General features: G+C 40.6%; 2 protein-coding genes. Both read right to left on the reverse strand.

The window, feature by feature from the left end:
• Window positions 1-20 precede the first annotated feature (20 nt).
• The gene (locus GJB62_RS34245; RefSeq protein WP_159402678.1) at window positions 21-5852 is read right to left on the reverse strand and encodes a non-ribosomal peptide synthetase; all 5832 of its coding nucleotides are present in this window, start codon (window positions 5850-5852) and stop codon (window positions 21-23) included.
• A complete protein-coding gene (locus tag GJB62_RS34250; protein WP_209271512.1) occupies window positions 5849-16252 on the reverse strand; it encodes a type I polyketide synthase in 10404 nt (3467 codons plus the stop codon). Before GJB62_RS34250 ends, GJB62_RS34245 begins: the two co-directional genes overlap by 4 nt.
• Window positions 16253-16258: the final 6 nt, after the last annotated feature.

Genomic DNA, 16258 nt, shown 5'->3' on the forward strand with positions numbered 1-16258 from the left:
CTATATTTTTTATATTTACACTATTTGCCCAAGTTTTTTAATAACTCATCAAGTTCTAATTGATTTAACTGTGCATCTGGGAAATCACTAGCTGTATATCCAAAACCATTTTCTGACTGGCAATGTTCTATTATTGACTTAATTGCTTGAATATAGCTTTGTGTCAAATTTTTTACTGTATCATGAGTATGAAAATTACTACTATAAGTCCAATCAATTTGTAATTCACCTTCTACCACCAGACTATTAATCTCTAATAGATGGTGACGAGTTTGCTTTGAACTATGATTATCTCCAGTAGATTCTGGCGCAAATTTCCAACCAGTTTCCGATTGTATTTGGTCAAATTGTCCTAGGTAGTTAAAACTAATTTCTGGAGTAGGAATTGTCTGTAGTTTTTGGGTTACAGTAGTATCTTCACACAAGTAACGCAATATACCAAAGCCAATACCACGATGGGGAATCTCTCGTAATTGTTCTTTAATTGACTTGATAACTTCTGCTGGTTGTTTATCGTCTGGTAATCGCAATAATACTGGGAATAAACTGGTAAACCAACCTATTGTTCTTGATAAGTCTACATCTGAAAATAGTTCTTCTCTGCCATGTCCTTCTAGGTCAATTAGTACTTTTGAATCTCCCGTCCACTCTGCCAAGGAAACTACTAATGCACTGAGGAGGATATCGTTAATTTGTGTGTTATAAGCTGAGTTTACTGACCCCAGCAAAGCGCGGGTTTCTTCTGGACTCAATTTCACTCTATAATTAATCGCACTATCAACTGTTTTTTCTGCTTGAGTGTGAGCAGAATCTAATGGTAGTGGTGTTGTTTCTGACCAAGGTTGGTTGAGCCAATAGTCTAACTCTTGTTTGATTTTTTCTGATTGTGCATAATTTTTCAATTTCTCTGCCCAATCAATAAATGCTGTTGTTTTCGCATTTAGCTGTATTGATTGTTGAGCGATTAGTTGTTGATAGATTGTTTCTAAGTCTGATAGTAAAATTCGCCAACTCACACCATCTACTGCTAGGTGATGAATAATAATCAGTAAACGGGCATCAACTTCACTACCTAAGTTAAACATCACCACTTGCATTAAAGGTCCCTCTGAGAGGTTTAAACTTGCTTGATATTCCGTGGCGATCTGTGATAAAGCTTGTGGTTGTTCAATGACAGGAGTTGATGATAAATCAACTACAGTAAATGCTACGGGATCATCAAAGCCATGGTTTATTTGTTTGTACTCAGATGCAACTGATGTGAATCGTAAACGCAGAGCATCGTGATGCTCTAATAATTTTTTCAAGGCTGTTTCGATTAATTCAGTTTGCAGATGATTGGGAATCTGCAATAAAACTGATTGGTTGTAATGGTGTGCTTCTTGGCTATTTTGTGCAAAGAACCACTGTTGAATTGGTGTTAGGGGTGCAACTCCAGTAACTATACCTTGGTTAGCACTGACAGTAACTGTTGTATTGGCTACTAATGCTAGTTTGGCGATGGTTTGATTTTGGAATATTTGTTTGGGAGTGATTTGTATTCCTAAGTTTTTGGCACGAGAAACTACTTGAATACCAAGGATGGAGTCGCCACCAATTTCAAAGAAGTTGTCATGGATGCTGACTTGTTCTTTAAGGAGCAGTTCTTGCCAAATGTTGGTTAAGATTTGTTCTATTTCTGTGCGTGGTGCGACATATTCATCCTCTCGGCTAACTTCCCCATCAGGTGCACTTAGGGCTTTGCGGTCTACTTTACCGTTGGGTGTCAACGGTAGGGTGTCTAAGATGACAAAGCTAGAGGGGAGCATATATTCTGGCAATTTAGACTTTAGGTAGGAGCGCAATTCATTGCTACTCAGTACCTTACGTTCAGGCTTTGACTTATTAATTGTGTAATCTTCTAGATTATTTTCAGCAAACAATCGTTGATAAAAAGGGTTTTGCTTAAACAATTGTTTCCAATGATATGAGATGTATTCAAACTCAATCTCTTTTCCAGTTTTTTTTAAAAGACGACCTCGAAGAGTATAATCTGGATTCAAATTATTTTCACAAAGCGTTCTCGTACAAACAGCTTCGATGATATCTCCTTCATTTACATAAATTCCTGGTTCAAACACTGGAAGATAAACTGGTAACCAGCAATGTTCATTTTCTAAAATATCTATACATTCTCCTTCAATTGTGTGTAAGTTTAATCCCACTGAAAAACCATCTAATCTTCCTGATTTTTCAATAGTTAATTTAATTTGGTGAGTAGATTCTGTGCTAACAAGCTTGCTAAAGTCTAAATCCTCAAAAACTCCTCGATTGGACAACCAGTTTACTTGATTTAATCCTTTAATACATACTCGTAAATCAAAAGGATATCCAACTTGCTCAAATATCTTCTGGGTATAATAACCTGAAACTTTTGTAAATTGGGGTTGATTTAGTAATTCATCAGGAAGAGTTACTGCAATAATTTGAGTCACACTTCTTTGGGGAATCATTACACCATCTGATTTGAGAAATCTTCTGGCGTTGTTGATAATTACTGCTGCTCCTTCAGATCCACCAATGGGTCCCACAATTTCAGAAACACATACATCAACTTCTTCTGGTAAGTTGGCTGTAGTAGCGTCTCCATGTATGATTTGAATTTGTTCTGATAACCCCAACTCTTGCACGCAAGCTGAAGCTAACTTACTGGTTTGCTCGTCTCTCTCAATTGCGTAGACTTTCTTAGCACCTGCTTCTGCACAAAATCTGGCTATAATTGCATCCTTGCCCGTGCCAATTTCAACAACTACTTTATCTTTAACCATTTGATTAATTGCGACTTGGTAACTCTGGTTTCGACGATGATCATTGGTCATCGCATAGTACAAGAGCTCATCATAAACGTAGAATTCTGCTACTGAGGGCCAAAGTTCAATTCCTGTCTGGGGCTGGGGATCTTTTTCTTTTGACTGAAGAGGAACTAAATATGCTACCAACCGTTTGTGACCCGGAGTATCTTCCCTTTCGGTGACTGCGACTTGCTGTACTTGAGGATGGGTACTCAGAACTGATTCTATTTCTCCTAGTTCTATGCGGAAACCACGTATTTTCACCTGGTTATCAAGACGACCAAGAAACTCAATATTACCATCTGGTAAGTATCGAGCTAAATCTCCAGTTTTATATAGTTTTGATCTGCTATTGAAGGGGTTAGGGATGAATTTCTCTAAAGTTAATTCCGGTCGGTTGAGGTAACCTCTGGCTAAGCCATAACCTCCGATGTATAATTCTCCGGATACACTTATGGGTACTGGTTCTAAGTGCTTATCTAAGATATAGATTTGGGTGTTTGCAATGGGGCGACCGATAGTAACTTTCTCGCTACCATGGCTGATTTGAGCCACTGCAGCACCAATAGTAGACTCAGTAGGCCCATAACCATTAAACAAACGACGACCAACAGACCACTGATTGGCCAATTCTAAATTACAAGCTTCCCCTGCCACAATTATCTGACCCAAGGCTGGAAATTCATCAGTAGCTAGTACTGCCAGGGCAGAGGGAGGTAACGTAACATGAGTTACACATCTTTCTTGTAAAATTTGCTTTAAATCCGAACCCGGGATTAACTCAGAAGCTATAGCCAAAATTAGCATTGCTCCAGAAGTCAAAGCGATAAATATTTCCGAAACTGAAGCATCAAAACTTATAGAAGCAAATTGAAGAACACGACTATTTGGTTCTAGATAAAATAAATTTTTCTGTGCTTGAATAAGGTTGCACAAAGAAAAATGTTCAATCCCAACCCCCTTGGGAACTCCAGTAGAACCAGAAGTATAAATCACATAAGCCAAATTATCTGAACATACCCCAACATCAAGATTCTCCTGACTGTGTTGCTCAATCACTCCCCAATCACTATCCAAACAAACCACCTGTGCAGTATGTGACGGCAAAGATTCCAGTAGGGACTTTTGAGCCAACAACACCTCAACACCTGAATCCGCCAACATATAACTCAACCGTTCTTGGGGATAATTGGGGTCAAGGGGTACATAAGCCCCACCAGCCTTGAGTATCCCCAAGAGCCCTACCACCATTTCAAAAGAACGCTCCACGTAAATCCCTACCAGCACCTCTGGTTCGACTCGCAAGGAAAGCAGGTGATGTGCTAGTTGGTTGGCTTTTTGATTTAATTGTTGGTAGGTTAACTGCTGATTCTCAAATACCACCGCGACTGCATCCGGTGTTCTCTCTACCTGCTCTTCAAACAATTGATGGATACATTTACTGGGATATTCCCTTGCTGTATCATTCCACTCCACCAACAACTGATGCCGTTCTACTTCACTCAATAGGGGTGATTCACTTACCTTTTGTTGAGGATTTTCCACAATCGCTGACAATAAATTCTGGAAATGACCAGCCATGCGCTCAATGGTTGACTCATCAAACAAGTCAGTGTTGTACTTAAAAACCCCAAAAACAGATGAACTCCCCTCCACCATTTCTAAACCTAAATCTAACTGACCTTCCTGTTGAGGTATTTCATAAGGTTTTATCTTCAATTCTCCCCAATCAACATAGGTTTCTATTTGATTTACAAACAACTTCTGTATATCTTGAGATTTTTGGAACTGCAGTAGAGAAAAAGAAGCCTGAAAAATCGGCGAACGACTGGGGTCGCGGTGTGGCTGTAGCTTTTCTACCAATAGAGCAAATGGGTAATCTTGATGAGCAAGTGCTTCCAATACGGTTTGGCGTACTTGGGCGAGGAAATCTTTGAAACTGGGATTTCCCGATAAATTTGCTCGCATAACAACAGGATCAACAAAGTAGCCCAAGATCGAAGCAAACTTAGCTTGACTCCTACCTGAGGTGGGAGAACCGACTAAAATATCCTCCTGGCCTGTGTAACGATACAAAAACACCTGAAAAGTTGCTAAGAGCATCATGTAAAGTGTTGCTCCCGAGTTTAAAGCCAGCTCCTTGAGTTGCTTAGTGAGCTTGTCAGATAATTTGAAGTGATGGGAAGCACCATTATAAGTTTTTATCGGTGGTCGCTGTCTTGAGGTTGCTAGGTTTAGTGCTGGCAAATCGCCTGTCAGTTTTTGCTGCCAGTAGTTCCAGAGTCTTTCCCCTTCAGTCTCCTGCAAAATATTCCTCTGCCAACGAACGTAATCTTGGTAAGAATGCTTTAGAGGAGAAAGGGGTGTCTTAAAATCAGCCCATTGTACTTGGTAGAGTTGTGGCAACTCCTGTATTAACATATCTAAAGACCAGGCATCGCAAGCAATGTGGTGTATGGTTAGCAACAGGACATGTTCTTTCTTGGAACGAGTAAACCACCGAACTCGCATAACAGGCCCTCGTTCGAGGTCAAAATATTGTTGATGGCTCTCAATCACTTTCCCTTTCAGTTCATCTTCACTCCAAGCAGAAGCATCAATTTGCAAGAAATTTAATTCCTGAAAATTATTTACCTGTTGGATTGACTCAGATCCGAGTTTGGGATAATTTGTACGCAATATCGGATGCCGTTCTATTAGTTTCTCAAATGCCTTTTGCATTGCTGTAATATCTACTGTTGAGCAAATACGAGCGACAAATGATACGTTATAAGCATGACTTTCTGGTGCTAATTGCCACAAAAACCAAAGTGCCCGTTGACCGTAAGAAAGGGGATAGACGTTTAAAATATCTGGGCGATCGCGCAGCAATTGTAATATTTCGGTTTTGTATTGTTTCAGTTGAGCTAATACTAAAGCAGTTGATTCTTCTTGAGGAGCATCGTAACAAAGCCGTTCGCCCTCACTCCACACTTGCCAACCTTTTATTGAAATATCTTGTAAAAATTCGATTAAATTCATAATTCACCTCTTATCCGCTCGTTTTCTTTCCTATTGCTTTGGTAGAGTTGCCCATTATTTTCTGACTCAACTCCTTGATTCTGAGCAACTTGGCTCAGTTGCTCATTCACTTCAGTGGCTAAATCAACGATACTGATATCTTCTATAAATTTGACTATAGATATATCCACGAGCAAGTCAGTTTGAAGCCTATTGTGCAATTCCACAGCCATTAGAGAATCAAGCCCCATAGTGTTCAGGGGCTGTTGCATATCAATTTGAGAAGTGCTCAAAGAAAGTACTTGAGAAATTTCATCTTTAATGTAAATTATCAAAAGCTTTTCTCTTTCTCTTGGTAAAGCAGCTTTTAGCTGTTCTAAAAATTCATTGTGCTTTGTCTTTGTTTTGAGGGCTTTTTGCTGTGATTTGCTTTCTTTTACCAATTGGGACAGCAATGGTATTTGATTACCAAAACTAAATTGCTCTTGGAACACTGACCATTGAATTGGTAGGACTCCTACTTGTGGTATGGATTGTTCGAGTAATTGTCCTAGAACCTGCAATCCCTGTTCTGAAGACAAAAAAGTCATTCCCTTGGACACCATTCTATCTTGATGAGGACTATCCAAATTTGCTGCCATTCCCTCTTGTGCCCATGGTCCCCAGTTAATGCTCAAGCCAGGTAAACCCATACCCCGTCGATGATGGGCTAAACCATCCATGAAAGCATTAGCAGCAGCATAATTCCCTTGACCAGGCGAACCCAATATTGAAGCCATAGAGGAAAAACAAACAAAAAAGTCCAAAGGTAGATTCTGAGTCAAATTATGCAAATGCCAAGCCCCTTGTACTTTTGGTGCCATCACCTGTGTAAATTTTTCCCAATTCATGTTTAACAGCAAACCATCATCCAATATCCCAGCAGCATGAATTATTCCTCGTAATGCTGGCAAAGATACTTTGATTGACTCTATAATTCTTGCCACATTTTCTTGTTGGGAAATATCTCCACACAGGACTAATACTTGCGCTCCTGCCTTCTGTAATTGTTCAATGGTTTGTTGAGCTTTTGCTGATGGCTGCCTACGTCCGGTAAGTACTAAATATTTGACCCCTTGTTGTACCATCCACTCAGCGGTTTTTAACCCCAGTGCTCCCAGACCTCCGGTAATTAAGTAACTGGCTTCGGCTTGGATTAGGTTGTCTAAAGACTTATATTCTGATAGCTTCAGTTGAAATGGTTGTTGCGAGGAAATTTGTAATCCGGACTGTGTAGATGTACTCATTTTTTGTTGCCGCTCTAACCGGGCAACGTGACGTACCCCTTGACAGTAAGCAATTTGGTTTTCATCACCAGGAGATAATAGTTCCTCTAACAAAGCAGCTACTGTTTGGGAATCTTCCATAGTTGGATCTAAGTCTAAACACCGGCATTGTAATTCCCTATGTTCCTGGGCAATTACTCGACCTAACCCCCATAAAGGTGTTTGTTGGAATTGTATAGGAAGGGACTCATTACCCACAGATTGTGAGCCTTGAGTCACTAACCATAATGGGGCACTTTCCATATCTTGATTTTTTACTAAGGCTTGGACTAAATGAAGTACGCTGCCACAGCCCAGTTCTTGGGATTTTTGCAACTCCTGTGCCCCAGTCCTTAGTGCTATTGTTGAGTCCAAACTCCACAGGTGAATAATTCCTCGTAATGGGGGTTGCTGCTCCAAGCTTGATTGCAATAGGTGCAGGAATTCCTCAGGATGGTTGGGGTTGATTTGATAATGTTGAGATTCTAACTGCTGGTAATTTTCCCCTGGTGTTACTAATATACAATGCCAACCTTGTTGTTCTAAGGATTCTACCAGATGTTTGCCTATACCTGTGGGTGGGGAAAACAATAACCAGCTACCTGATTTTGTTAAGTCAATTGATTGGTTATGGGGTGAAATTGATTGGGTTTGCCAATGGATTTGATATAACCAATTATTAAATTTTGGTTCAATATTACGCAACAAAGCCTCGCGAGAAGTACGTAATAAAGTTAAACCTTCAACTCTTGCTACTACTATTCCTTGTTCATCCAATAAACAAACTTTACCGCTCAAAGTTTGTTTATTAGTTTCTGTTGCACCTATCTCTACTTGAGTCCACAAACTATTACTACCACTCCGATAAATTTGTAGTCGTTTTATTTCCAATGGCAAATAAGTTTCTTGGTTGTCCGTTTTACCCATAACTGCTGCTAACACCTGGAAGCTAGCATCTAAAAGAATTGGGTGCAGTTGGTATAAAGTTGCAACATTCACCTCAGTTTCTGGTAACTGAATTTCACCTAGTGCTTTTCCTTCGCTGTGCCACAGTTGTTTAACGGCTTGGAAAGAAGAACCGTAATTAAGACCCCATTCTTCAAATTTTTGGTAGAATTCAGTAGGTAATATCTGTTGGTTATACTCGTCTTTAATCGCTTTTAAGTTTGTTGTTTCTAATTGGGGGTCTTTATTACCTACTAATATTTTTCCTTCAATATGTAGAATCCATTTAGGTTCTGAAGAATTAGTGTTTATATCCAAACTGAAAATTTGGAATTTATAGCTTTGTACTAACTGTAAATTTAAAACTATCTGAATTGTATTAATTTCATCCTTTGATAAAATTAATACTTTTTGGATTGCTATATCTTCTAGGATTAAATCATCTGAATTGAATAAAATTGAACCTGCTGCTAAGGCTATTTCCAAGTAAGCTGCTGCTGGGAAAACAGGTTGAGAAAAAACACAGTGGTGTTGCAGGTAAGTTGGTTGAGAAGCACTAATTTGACATTCAAAACGAATTTGCTGTTCTAAGGCTGCTAAATGTAATCTTTGACCGAGTAGAGGGTGAAGATTTTTATGATTTGATAAAAACTGTTTTTGATGTATTAGATTATTATTTGTCTCAATCCAATAACGTTGCCGTTGAAAGGGATAAGTCGGCAATACTACCTTGCTACGAGAATAATCTTTATCAAACCCTAACCAATCAACTTTAACTCCATGCACATATAGTTCAGCCAAACTTTGTAGCATTTGCTGCCAGTCTTCTTGACCTGGTTTCAAAGAAGGCAACCAAACTCCCACATCTTCTGGCAAGCACTGTCTTCCCATGCCTAACAAAGTTGGTTTGGGTCCAATTTCTAAGAAGATGGAATAACCTTCTTGCTGTAATGTGTCCATACTTTGGGCAAATTTCACCGGTTGCCGGACATGATTTACCCAATAGCTTGCTGTGGCAATACTATTCTCTGCCCTAGCTCCCGTTACATTTGATACTAATGGAATATTTGGTTGATTGTAGGTTATTTCTGATGCTACTGCTTCAAAGTCCGCCAACATTGGTTCCATCAAATGTGAATGGAATGCGTGGGATACTTGCAGTCGTTTTGTCTTAATGTCTTCTGCTTCTAAGCTATTTTGAACCGCTCCAATTGCTTCTGCCTCACCAGAAATGACAATGCTTTGGGGTCCGTTAATCGATGCGATCGCTACTTTTTGAGAGTATGGTGCAATTAGTTGATTTACCTTTTCAATTGAAGCCATTACAGATAACATTTCACCCCCAGAGGGTAACTGTTGCATTAGTCTTCCTCTATGAGCAATCAGTTTTAAACCATCTTCTAAACTAAATATTCCTGCTACTGTGGCTGCCACATATTCCCCAGCACTATGCCCCATAACCACATCCGGTTTTATTCCCCAGGATTCCCATAGTTTATAAAGAGCATATTCTATTGCAAATAAAGCTACTTGGGTATAGGCGGTTTGAGCTAGGACATTTTCCTGTACTTGAGCGACATCAAGTATTTCTAATAAAGGTTTGTCTAAGTAGTTTTCTAATATTTGGGCACATTGATCCACAAATTGTTTGAAGGTCGGTTGGGTTTGGTAAAGCTGGCGACCCATACCCACATATTGAGACCCTTGACCAGTGAAAAGCATTGCAACTTTGGTCAACTGACTACTACTGACTTGTCCAGTTACCAAATCCATCCTTTCTGAATCTGTACCAAAGTTACCCAGCTTTTGTTGCAACTCTTTTCGATTGCTCGCGACCACCGCCAGACGATGCTTGTGAGCCAACCTACTACTATTGGCAGTAAAGCAGATATCCCTTAAGTCCTGCTCTAGGTGCGTTTTTAAATGGTCACTATAGCGTTGGGCTAGCTGTGCCAAAGCCAAGTCATTTTTGGCTGACAACTGCAACAGATGTAGTGGACGCTCATACTCTACTGTAGAACTGGCAATGGCAGCAGGGGTTTCCGATAGCACCACATGGGCATTAGTACCCGTAAACCCAAAAGAACTTACCCCCGCCAACCTACCTTTCGACCCAACCCAAGGGGTCAAAGCTTGAGGTACCTGTAACCAAGGTTGCCAGTCAATCTTGGGGTTAGGCTCTTGCAGATGTAAATTGGCAGGTATTTGCTGATGCTGTAGAGATAGTACTACCTTAATTAGTCCCGATACCCCCGCTGCCGACTCCAAATGCCCAATATTTGTCTTTACCGTACCTATCCACAAGGGCTGACTTGGTGAACGTTGGAGCCCTAGTACTGCTGCTGCTGCATTTACCTCTATGGGGTCTCCCAAAGATGTACCCGTACCATGGGCTTCTAAGTAGCTAATATCTGCCGGTTCTACCCGAGCTTGTTTGAGTGCTTGTAAAATCAATTTTTGTTGGGACTGGCCATTAGGCACTGTTAAGCCACTACTGGGTCCATCTTGGTTCACCGCACTGCCCAGAATCAAGGCTAAAATTGGGTCACCGTCTGCTTGGGCTTGACTCAAAGACTTGAGCACCACCATACCACAGCCTTCTCCCCGACCATAACCATCCGCTGATATATCAAAGGTTTTGCACAATCCGTCTGGGGAAATCATTCCGGCTCGGGAAGTAAAAATATAGCTACTAGGAGTTAGATGGAGTTTCACTCCCCCAGCAATTGCCATCTGACATTCTCCCAGGCGTATGCTGTTGCAAGCTTGATGAATCGCCACTAAGGAAGAAGAACAGGCGGTATCAATGGTTACTGTTGGTCCCGTGAACCCAAATGTATAAGCCAAACGTCCTGACGCACTCGAAGGACTGTTACCAGTGCATGTATAGGTGCCAAAGGTACTGTTGGGCTCTTGCTCTAAATGCTTTTGCATCAGTTGTTCGTAGTCATGTCCATCGTTACCCACAAATACCCCAACGGGTTCGGATGATAGACGTTCCACCTTTTGTCCGGCTCGCTCTAAGGCTTGCCAACTTACTTCCAGTAGCAACCGATGTTGGGGATCCATGGCTGTTGCTTCCCTCGGAGAGATGCCAAAAAATTCTGGGTCAAATTGATCTACTCCACTAATAAAGTGACCGTAACGGGTGACCATTTTACCTGCGGCTTCTCGGTCTGGGTCATAGTAGCTATTGACGTCCCATCGCTGTGCTGGAATTTCTTCACGGGCACTAGTACCTGAATGCAATAATTCCCAGAATTTTTCTGGGGTGTTTGCTCCACCAGGTAAGGAACATCCCATACCTATAATCGCTATGGGTTCATGTTCTGCAGCTTTTACTTTTTGTTCTGGCTGCTGACCATCATTCGAGGTACTCAGGTCTAGTATTTGAGAGCTTATATACTTAGTTAGTTGTTCAATATTGGGAAAGTCAAAGCTTAGGGTTGAGGGTAATGTCACCTTTAGTAATTGGGTGATGCGGTTACGTAATTCCACTGCCATTAATGAGTCCATACCCAAGTCAAAGAATCCTTGCTCAAAACCAGGTAGTTGGGAATCATTGAGCGCCAATACTTTGGCTACTTCACTCTGAATTTCAGTTCTCAATACATAGTAGCGCTCTTTACAAGGCAAAGATTCCAATCGTTTTAAAAGCTCATTTTGCTTTGTCTTTGTTCTAAAGGCTTTTTGTTGTGATTCGGTTTCTCCTAGCAATTCCAAAAGTAATGGTATTTGATTACCAAAACTAAATTTCTCTTGGAACACTGACCATTGAACCGATAAAACTCCTACCTGTGGTAAGGACTGTTCGAGTAGTTGTCCTAGAACCTGCAATCCCTGCTCTGGAGTCAAAGGAGTGATTCCAGAGGCAACCATTCGATCTCTATTACGATTATCTAAGCTTGCTGCCATTCCTGCTTGTGCCCAAGGTCCCCAGTTAATACTTAAACCTGGTAAACCCATTCCCCGTCGATGATGGGCTAAAGCATCCATAAAAGCATTAGCTGCGGCATAATTTCCTTGACCGGGTGAACCTACCAATGAAGCCATCGAGGAGAAACAAACAAAAAAGTCCAAAGCTTTATTCTGAGTTAAATTATGAAGATGCCAAGCCCCTTGTACTTTCGGTGCCATCACCTGTGTAAATTGTTCCCAACTCATAGAGTGGAGCAAGGCATCATCTAATACCCCAGCAGCATTAATTACACCTTTTAGGGTCGGTAAAGATGCTTCAATTTCTGAAAAAATTGTAGTCGCATCAACTTCATCGGAGATATCCCCACATAAGACTAATATTTGTGCCCCTAGCTTTTGCAGTTCTTCAATGATTTGTTGAGCTTCAAGGTTAGGCTGCTTACGTCCGGTGAGTACTAAATGTCTTGCTCCTTGTTGAACCATCCACCGCGCTGTGTGTAATCCTAAAGCTCCCAATCCTCCTGTTATTAAATATGTCGCATTATCCTTGAGTGACACAGAATCATATGGTTTGAGAGATTGCTTGACTAAACGAGCAAAGTATAAATTATCTGCCCGTAAAGCTAGATGGTCTTCTAATTGGTTAGAATTTACTAGAAGTTGTAGTAGTGTGTATGCTTCTGATTCTGGAGAAATTGGGTCTAAATCTACCATTCCACCCCACAGTTGGGGATGCTCCAGAGATATTACTCGCCCCATTCCCCACAAGGGTGATGCAGCCACACAGACTGATTCGGTTTGGGATTTGACTAATTGAGCACCTCGAGTCACTAACCACAGTTTGGCTACACTTTTGGTTTTAGTTAGCACTTTCACTAGTTGTAGCACCGTGCCACATCCCCAAAGTTGTGCTTGTTTTAAAGTTGTGGTTGTTAAGTCTTGCGTTCCTTGAATATCTAAACTCCACAAATTAATCACATGGAGTAAGGGTAATTTGCTATTTTCCCCGATAGCTTGAATTAGTTGTTCAAACTCTTGAGCCTCTGTGGGATTGAGTTGATAAGTACCTTCGTCTAGTTTTCGGTAGCAATCACTTCGATAAACTAAACTACATTCACAATGGTGCGATTGCAATTGCTGAACTAATTTTTCCCCTACTGCGGTGGTGTCTGCAAAAATTAACCAATGGCTAGGTTTAATGCTTGTCTTGGGTTGGGTATCAACTAAAGGTTTCCACTGTACTTGGTACAAGAAATCTTTGGTAGTTTCTATAATTAGTTGTTTCTGGTGCTGTTTTACTAATACTTCTAGAAATTCTGGCAGGAGATTGACTTGTTCTGGAGAAAATTTACCAATTTTTTCTATTTGTTGAGCCAACTGTTGGATATTCCCATGGATTAGCAAATCGAAAATTGGAGTACTCTTTGTTTCACAAGAGGAATAAGCTGCTTTTTGGCTTTGACTTTCCGTGCTCTCAATCCAATAACGTTGCCGTTGAAAGGGATAAGTCGGCAATACTACCTTGCTACGAGAATAATCTTTATCAAACCCTAACCAATCAACTTTAACTCCATGCACATATAGTTCAGCCAAACTTTGTAGCATTTGCTGCCAGTCTTCTTGACCTGGTCTCAAAGAAGGCAACCAAACTCCCACATCTTCTGGCAAGCACTGTCTTCCCATGCCTAACAAAGTTGGTTTGGGTCCAATTTCTAAGAAGATGGAATAACCTTCTTGCTGTAATGTGTCCATACTTTGGGCAAATTTTACCGGTTGCCGGACATGATTTACCCAATAGCTTGCTGTGGCAATACTATTCTCTGCCCTAGCTCCCGTTACATTTGATACTAATGGAATATTTGGTTGATTGTAGGTTATTTCTGATGCTACTGCTTCAAAGTCCGCCAACATTGGTTCCATCAAATGTGAATGGAATGCGTGGGATACTTGCAGTCGTTTTGTCTTAATGTCTTCTGCTTCTAAGCTATTTTGAACCGCTCCAATTGCTTCTGCCTCACCAGAAATGACAATGCTTTGGGGTCCGTTAATCGATGCGATCGCTACTTTTTGAGAGTATGGTGCAATTAGTTGATTTACCTTTTCAATTGAAGCCATTACAGATAACATTTCACCCCCAGAGGATAACTGTTGCATTAGTCTTCCTCTATGAGCAATCAGTTTTAAACCATCTTCTAAACTAAATATTCCTGCTACTGTGGCTGCCACATATTCCCCAACACTATGCCCCATCACCACATCCGGTTTTATTCCCCAGGATTCCCATAGTTTATAAAGAGCATATTCTATTGCAAATAAAGCTACTTGGGTATAGGCGGTTTGGTCAATAATACTACTGTTTAATTTTTGATTATCTTCTGGGTAAATAATATCTAAAATCGATTTTTTTAAATATGGTTGTAGAATTTGTTCGCACTGCTCTAAGGTTTGACGGAAGACAGGTTGTGTTTCATATAGTTGTCTTCCCATATTGATATATTGGGAGCCCTGACCAGTGAATAAAAATACTATTTTCGCTAACTTTTTACTGTCAACTTGACCCCTCACCACTCCTAGAGTATCTTCCGGGTTTTTTTGAAAAACCTTTAATTTTTGGCGCAATTTCTCGGTTGATGGAGCTATTAAAGCAAGGCGATAGTCAAAATGGCTGCGACTTATATGAGCACTAAAACATATATCAGCAATTGTTGCTGTATTATCATTACTTAAAAATTCTTCATAGCTTTGGATCATTTCTTGCAGTGCTTTTTCACATTTGGCAGATAAGGTTAGTATGTGCCAAGGATGCTTACCCAAATCAGAATCCTTAACCTGGGACTGTTGAGTCGGAGCTTCTTCTAAAATTACATGAGCATTAGTTCCACTAAACCCAAAAGAACTAACTCCAGCTATACGGCTTTTTCCATTTGTTGGCCAAGGGCTAATCTGCGTCGGAATTTTTACTGGTAATTCCGACCAATTAATATAAGGATTAGGCTGGTTAAAATGCAGTGATGGTACTATTTGTTGATTTTGCAGTTGTAGGACTATTTTGATCAAACCAGCAACTCCTGCTGCTGCCTCTAAGTGTCCAATGTTAGTTTTTACTGAGCCAACTATTAAAGGTTGCTCTTTAGAGTGGCTTGTGCCAAATACAGTCCCTAGGGCTCCAACTTCAATCGGATCTCCCAAGGATGTCCCTGTACCATGAGCTTCAAAATAACTAATATTTGCCGGTTCTACTCCCCCATTTTCCAAAGCTTGGCGAATTACTGCTTGTTGAGAAGGACCGTTAGGAACCGTTAAACCACTGGTGTGACCATCTTGGTTAATGGCGCTTCCCCGAATCACAGCCAAGATATTGTCTTTATCAGTTAATGCATCTGATAAACGTTTGAGTACAACAACACCGCATCCTTCACCACGAACAAAACCATCTGCACTAGCGTCAAAAGTCTTACATCGCCCATTAAAGGACAACATACGGGCTTTAGAAAAAGCTATACTCACCTCTGGAGAAATTATTCTATTCACTCCTCCTGCCAATGCTAGGTTAGATTCTCCTCTTCTTAAACTGGAGCAAGCTAAATGCACACTTACCAAAGAAGAGGAGCAGGCTGTGTCTACTGCTAAAGAAGGTCCGAGTAACCCTAAAATATAGGAAATTCGCCCCGATGCCGTACTATGAGCATTACCTGATACAACATAAGCATCAATTTGTTCTGAGTCTTGAGCAATTACGCGTTGGTAATAATCATTGCCACAAATGCCAGTAAAAACACTTGTTTGGCTTCCGTTAAGTTCAGTCGGATTTATTAGAGCATTCTCTATGGCTTCCCAAGTAACTTCTAATAGTAATCGCTGTTGAGGGTCTAAATGAATCGCTTCTCTAGGAGAAATACCGAACAAATTAGCATCAAACTGATCTAGAAGCTCAATGAATCCCCCATAAGGAGTATAAATTTTACCAGGAGATTCTGGGTTTGGGTCATAGTAATTATCAAGATTCCATCGATTTGGGGGTACTTGAGTGATGGCATCTACTCCGTTTTTTAAAACTTCCCAAAACCCTTTCGGAGTAGATGCACCTCCGGGGAAGCGGCAGCCCATTCCAATGATTGCTATTGGTTCAGTCTTGGCATATTCTAAAGCGTCCAGTTTGGATTGCATCCTCTCTAAGGCAAGTAGCGCTTGTTTAGTTGGCGATAGAGAGTCAGCTTGTTTTGAGTTAGAAGTATTACGCCTATTAATATTCATGTCCAT

The organism is Nostoc sp. ATCC 53789, from assembly GCF_009873495.1.
Classification (GTDB): Bacteria; Cyanobacteriota; Cyanobacteriia; order Cyanobacteriales; family Nostocaceae; genus Nostoc; species Nostoc muscorum_A.